Source organism: uncultured Campylobacter sp., from assembly GCF_937890585.1.
In the GTDB taxonomy this organism is placed as follows: domain Bacteria; phylum Campylobacterota; class Campylobacteria; order Campylobacterales; family Campylobacteraceae; genus Campylobacter_A.
Genome location: NZ_CALACG010000070.1, coordinates 1 through 5,413, shown reverse-complemented (window position 1 = coordinate 5,413; position 5,413 = coordinate 1). Strand labels below are relative to the sequence as shown.

Annotated in this window: 5 protein-coding genes and 1 pseudogene; 4 read left to right on the top strand and 2 right to left on the bottom strand. The window is 41.8% G+C overall.

The window, feature by feature from the left end; genetic code table 11:
• A partial coding sequence (gene dnaG / locus Q0296_RS01870; protein WP_298035957.1) for a DNA primase occupies positions 1 to 1,732 on the bottom strand: 1,732 nt, incomplete at its 3' end.
• A gap of 61 nt (positions 1,733 to 1,793) precedes the next feature.
• Between dnaG and Q0296_RS01865 the strand changes: the two genes are divergently transcribed.
• Genes Q0296_RS01865 through aroC form a run of 4 tightly spaced genes read left to right on the top strand, consistent with a single transcriptional unit; the run spans position 1,794 to position 4,975 of the window.
• Entirely contained in the window at positions 1,794 to 2,819 is a 1,026-nt protein-coding gene (locus Q0296_RS01865) for a tetratricopeptide repeat protein (protein WP_298035955.1), read from the top strand.
• Positions 2,797 to 3,231, top strand: coding sequence for a ribonuclease HI (gene rnhA / locus Q0296_RS01860; RefSeq protein WP_298035953.1), 435 nt, complete (start codon positions 2,797 to 2,799; stop codon positions 3,229 to 3,231). The genes Q0296_RS01865 and rnhA overlap by 23 nt, the downstream gene beginning before the upstream one ends.
• Positions 3,228 to 3,899, top strand: a complete 672-nt coding sequence (rnc, locus tag Q0296_RS01855) for a ribonuclease III (RefSeq protein WP_298035952.1) — start codon at positions 3,228 to 3,230, stop codon at positions 3,897 to 3,899. The genes rnhA and rnc overlap by 4 nt, the downstream gene beginning before the upstream one ends.
• 8 nt (positions 3,900 to 3,907) lie before the next feature.
• The gene (gene aroC / locus Q0296_RS01850; RefSeq protein WP_298035949.1) at positions 3,908 to 4,975 is read left to right on the top strand and encodes a chorismate synthase; all 1,068 of its coding nucleotides are present in this window, start codon (positions 3,908 to 3,910) and stop codon (positions 4,973 to 4,975) included.
• Positions 4,976 to 5,048: 73 nt separating this feature from the next.
• Here the strand turns inward: aroC and Q0296_RS11520 are convergent.
• Positions 5,049 to 5,413: pseudogene (locus Q0296_RS11520) on the bottom strand (molybdopterin dinucleotide binding domain-containing protein); the annotation flags it as partial.

Here is a 5,413-nt window from a genome sequence, read left to right as displayed (position 1 = left end):
TTAGTTTGCGTTTTGTAGCTATATAAACTTTTACAAGTTTTACAACGCCGCTTGGCAAAATGTCATCTTTTTCTAAAATTTCTATCTTATTTGGGTTGTCAGAGCCTTTTAAAATTTGCTGTTCATTCTCATAAAAGGCGATTTGCATATTCAAAATAGCCTTTTGTAAAGTGGTTGGATCGGTGATCTCATGGATCTTTTCGTCCATTAAAATTTCTCTAACCATCTCCTCATCGCTCACGTCGTATCTATAAAGGATGGCGTTTAGATACTCAGGATGCTTTATAAAGTATCTAGCCCCAAGCTTTGAGAGTATCTCATCTCTGTAGTTTGGGTTATTTAGCATGGTTTTAAAAAGTGCAAACTCAAGCGGGTCTTTGTTCATCACAGCTGGCACCTCATCTACCATGACAGAGTTGCTAAATTCATCTTTATCTTTTTTTCTAAACTCTTTTTTAAATTTATATTCATTTTTTGGCTTCTGCTTTAGTCCAAACCTATCTGCCACGCTTTGTGGAGTTAGGTTAAATCTTGCCGCTACCTCTGTTACATACGAGCTTGCTATCTCCTCTCCAAGCTCGTCCATATAGGCTTTTATCTCGCTTAGGCAGTTATCTCTTTGCATTGAGCGCGCGATGTCATACTTTTGCATGATCTTTTCTATATAAAATTTCACCGCATCCTCGCCAGAGCCAAAGAGCTCTTTTAGCTCCTTTATCTTACCTGCAAAGACCATATCAGCAGGGTCTGCTCCGTTACTTATGATGACTACTTTTGTATCTATCTTATTTATGCTTAGCAAGTGAGCGGACTTTATGGCCGCATTTATGCCTGCTCCGTCGCCGTCAAAGCAAAGCACTACGCTTATCTCGCCTCTTTTTAAAAGTGGCAAGTGACTTGTTGTAAGTGCCGTGCCAAGCACTGCAACAGCGTTTGTAAAGCCAGCGTAGTGAAGCATGATGACGTCTAAATAGCCTTCAGTTATTATTATCTGATTTTTCTCAAAGATGCTTTGCCTAGCAAGGTGGTAGCCATAGAGCAGCTTTGACTTGTCAAATACCGCACTTTGAGGCGAATTTACATATTTTGCAGGGTGATCTGAGATCGTTCTACCGCCAAAGCCAACAAGTCTTGTCGTGTGCGAGTAGATGGGAAATGTTATGCGCTCGATGAAACTAGCGTAAATTCCCTTCTCATTTTGCTTTACGATGCCAACTTCAAGCGCCTCTTTAGGCTCTATGTTTTCATTTTGCAAAAGCCTAATGGTGCTTTTACTATCCCCAGCCCAGCCAAGCTCAAATTTCTCTATCATCGCATCATTTATGCCGCGCGACTTGATATATCTAACAGCCGCTTCGTTTTTGTAAAACTCACTTCTATAAAAGGCATTTACCTTTTCTAAGATGTGCTTATTTTCTTTTTGCGTTGGCACCTTGTCGTTTGTGTATTCAAGGCTGAAATTTGAAATTTGAGCGATCTTTTCTATCGCCTCTGGGTAGGTTAGCTTTTCATAATCCATCACAAATTTAACCGCATCTCCGCCAGCTTTGCAGGCAAAGCAGTGATACATCTGCTTGTTTTGATTTATGCTCATGCTTGGGTTTTTGTCGTCGTGAAACGGACAGACACACTTGTAGCTTGAGCCCATCTTTTTGACAGGGATATACTGCTCGATGATATTAACAATGTCTATTTGGTTTTTTAATTTTTCAATGGATTTTGGATCTATCATAAGCAAAATTATACAACTGCTTTGTTATAATTAAAGTAAAATTTTATTACAAAGTGTTAGCGTGGATATTTTTTTCATTGGGCACAGAGATCCGATATTTAGCCTTATTATTCTATTTAGTATCATCTTGATGATCGCCGCTTTAAGCTATGCTTGGGGCATATTTTCTAGCAAAGATGAGAAAAAACGCATCGAGAAATTTATCAAGAAATTTGACAGCAAAGATGGCATAAGCGACGAGCACAAGCAGATGCTAAAAAGTCCAGAAGTAGATATACCAAGCCTTAGCATGCTAGGTCAGACCTTCGCTAAAAATGGCGACTTTGAAAAATCAATCGGCGTCTATCTCATCGCACTTGAAAAGGTAAAAGATAAAAACGAGAAAGAATTTATCCTAAACGAGCTTGGAGAGGTATATTTTAAGGCTGGATTTTTAAAAAAAGCTAGCGAAATCTTTGAAAAAGCGCTCGAGCTAAGCCCTAGAAACGTCCTCGCACTGCGCTTTTTAACGATGATAGATGAGAAGCTTAAAAACTATAAAGAAGCGCTTTATGCACTAAATTCTCTTGAAGAGCTTGGGACAAATGTGAAAGATCAAAAGGCCTATATAAAGGCGATCAGCACGCTTGATGATAGAAATTTAAGCTTTAGCGAAAAGGTAGAAATTCTCTCGCACCTTAGCCAAAATTTTGAGCTTTTAAAACGTATGATCTTAGCACTTTTTATAAGACACAATGAAAATTTAGAAAATTTAAAAGATTTTGCCAAATTTGAAGATGTGCTAGACCTGCTTTACAACCTAAAAACTCCTATAAATTTAAGCGATCCAAAATACAAATCCCTCTTTTACGCAAAGGGCGATATAGATGAGCCATGTGAAATTTACGGCTTTGAGCTAAATGCCATAAAAAGGCTAAAGGACGCTAAATTTGACGCGGCTGGGCTAAGCTTTAACTACGTTTGCAAAAACTGCAAAAACTCATTTCCTATGCACTTTTACCGCTGTCCGGTCTGTCACGAGCTAGGAAGTGTCAAAATTTTATCCCACATCACAGAAAAATCAAGTGAAGATAGTAACACTTTTTAGTGACGGCTCGTGCCTTGGAAACCCTGGAGCTGGCGGCTGGGCTTATATATTGAGATTTAACGAAGCGCAGAAAAAAGAGAGTGGCGGCGAGGCCTTTACAACAAACAACCAAATGGAGCTAAAAGCTGCGATAATGGGGCTAAAAGCGCTAAAAGAGCCCTGCGAGGTGAGACTCTTTACTGATAGCTCATACGTGGTAAATAGCATAAACGAGTGGCTTGCAAACTGGCAAAAGAGAAATTTCAAAAATGTAAAAAATGTCGAGCTTTGGCAGGAGTATTTAGAAATTTCAAAGCCACATAAAGTCGTGGCTAGCTGGGTTAAGGGGCACGCTGGACACCCTGAAAACGAGGAGTGCGACCAGATGGCAAGAGACGAGGCATTAAGAATAAAAGATGAGAATAAGATATGAAAAATTTAGAAGAATTTGAACGTAGTCTTGGGTATAAATTTAAGCAAAGTGAGCTTTTAGAAGAGGCGCTAACGCACAAGAGCACCAAGCAGGCGTTAAATAACGAGAGGCTCGAGTTTTTGGGCGATGCGGTGATGGATCTACTAGTGGCTGAGTATCTTTTTAAGAAATTTAGCAAGATCGCAGAGGGCGACATGAGCAAACTTCGTGCCGCTCTTGTAAATGAAAAAAGCTTTGCAAATATGGCTAGACGGCTAAATATGGGCGAGTTTTTAAGACTTAGCCAAGCTGAGGAAAATAACGGCGGCAGAGAGAAAGATAGCATTTTAAGCGATGCATTTGAGGCGGTGATGGGGGCTATCTACCTTGAGGCTGGACTTGATAAAGTGCGAGAAATTTCTATCACGCTGCTTGAGCTTTGCTACCCAAAGATCGACTTTGCGCACCTTGAAAAAGACTACAAAACAGCCCTTCAAGAGGTCACTCAAGCAAACCTTGGCGTCATGCCAAGCTACGAGCTCATCGGCTCTTTTGGCCCTGATCACAAGAAAGAATTTGAGATAGCTCTACTGCTAAATGGCAAAGAAATTTCACGTGCCGTTGGAAGCTCCAAAAAGCAAGCCCAACAGCTCGCAGCAAAAATCGCACTAGAAAAAATCAAAAAATAGGATAAATTTTGAATACATTTGGCAAAAAACTAACCTTAACTAGCTTTGGCGAGAGCCATGGGGTGGCGATAGGTGGCGTGATAGACGGCCTACCTGCTGGGCTAAAGATCGATATAGACTTCATCCAAAGCGAGCTTGATAGACGTCGCCCTGGGCAAAGTAGCTTCACAACGGCAAGAGATGAGGCTGATAAGATAGAAATTTTTAGCGGCGTTTTTGATGGTGTAAGCACCGGCGCACCGATAGGTTTTGCCATTTTTAACAACAACCAAAAGTCAAATGACTATGAAAATTTACGTGAGATTTTCCGCCCTGGCCATGCTGATCTTACCTATTTTAAAAAATATGGCATTAGAGATCATAGAGGCGGTGGGCGAGCAAGTGCTAGAGAGACTGCGGTAAGAGTTGCTGGCGGGGCATTTGCGCAGCTACTTTTAAATGAGCTTAAGATAGAAGTTTTAAGCGGTGTGCTTGGCATCGGCAAGGTCATCAGCGAAAAGGTTGATTTCGAATTTGCCAAAGAGTCGCAAATTTACGCCCTTGGCAACGAAGAGGCGATGAAAGAGGCGGTAAATAAAGCTAGAAGCGAGCACGATAGCGTAGGAGCTGTGGTTTTAAGCGTGGCTAAAGGCGTGCCAGCTGGTCTTGGAGAGCCACTTTCTGATAGGCTTGATAGCGCTCTAGCGGCGGCCTTAATGGGCATAAACGGCGTAAAAGCCGTAGAGATCGGCGCTGGCGTAAATGTAAGCTCTATGCTTGGCTCAGCAAACAACGACGAGATGGACGAGCTTGGCTTTTTGAGCAACAACGCTGGTGGCATACTTGGGGGCATAAGCAGTGGCGCTGAGATCGTGCTAAAGAGCCATTTTAAGCCAACGCCTTCGATATTTAAAGAGCAAAAGACGCTAAATTTAGCTGGCGAGGCGGTGGATTTTGAACTAAGAGGCAGGCATGATCCTTGCATAGGCATACGTGGCAGTGTCGTTGCAACCGCGATGATAAGGCTAGTTATCGCTGATATGCTACTGCTAAATGCAACCGCAAAGCTTGAAAATTTAAAGAAAATTTACGGCTAAATTTATTTACTAAATTTCAGTCAAGCATCGAGTTGAAAACAAGTCAAATTTAGCTCCCAAGCAAGGGCTAAATTTAGAAATTTACAGCGACCAGCTTGATCTCTCCTTTATTTTTCACGACCAGCTAAGACCCTGTATCCGCAGCTACTTTGAGCGATGCTAGTTGTGGCTTTGTCGCGAGCTAGAATTTTCGCCTAGCACTTCAGGATCATGCCATGCGCCCTCGCAGATAGCTATAACATGCTCTGGGATGATGTCGGTGACTAGCGCGTAAACTAAATTTCATCCCTATCGTTAAATACTCTCACTACGTCGCCAGTTGCGATGCCTTTTGCTTAGCTTCATTTACGTTTATTAGCATTGGCTCTCTTGCGCTCAGCTTGGCGTAGTTTCTGATCACGGAGTTATTTAGCTGTGAGTGGAGGCGGTATCTTGAGT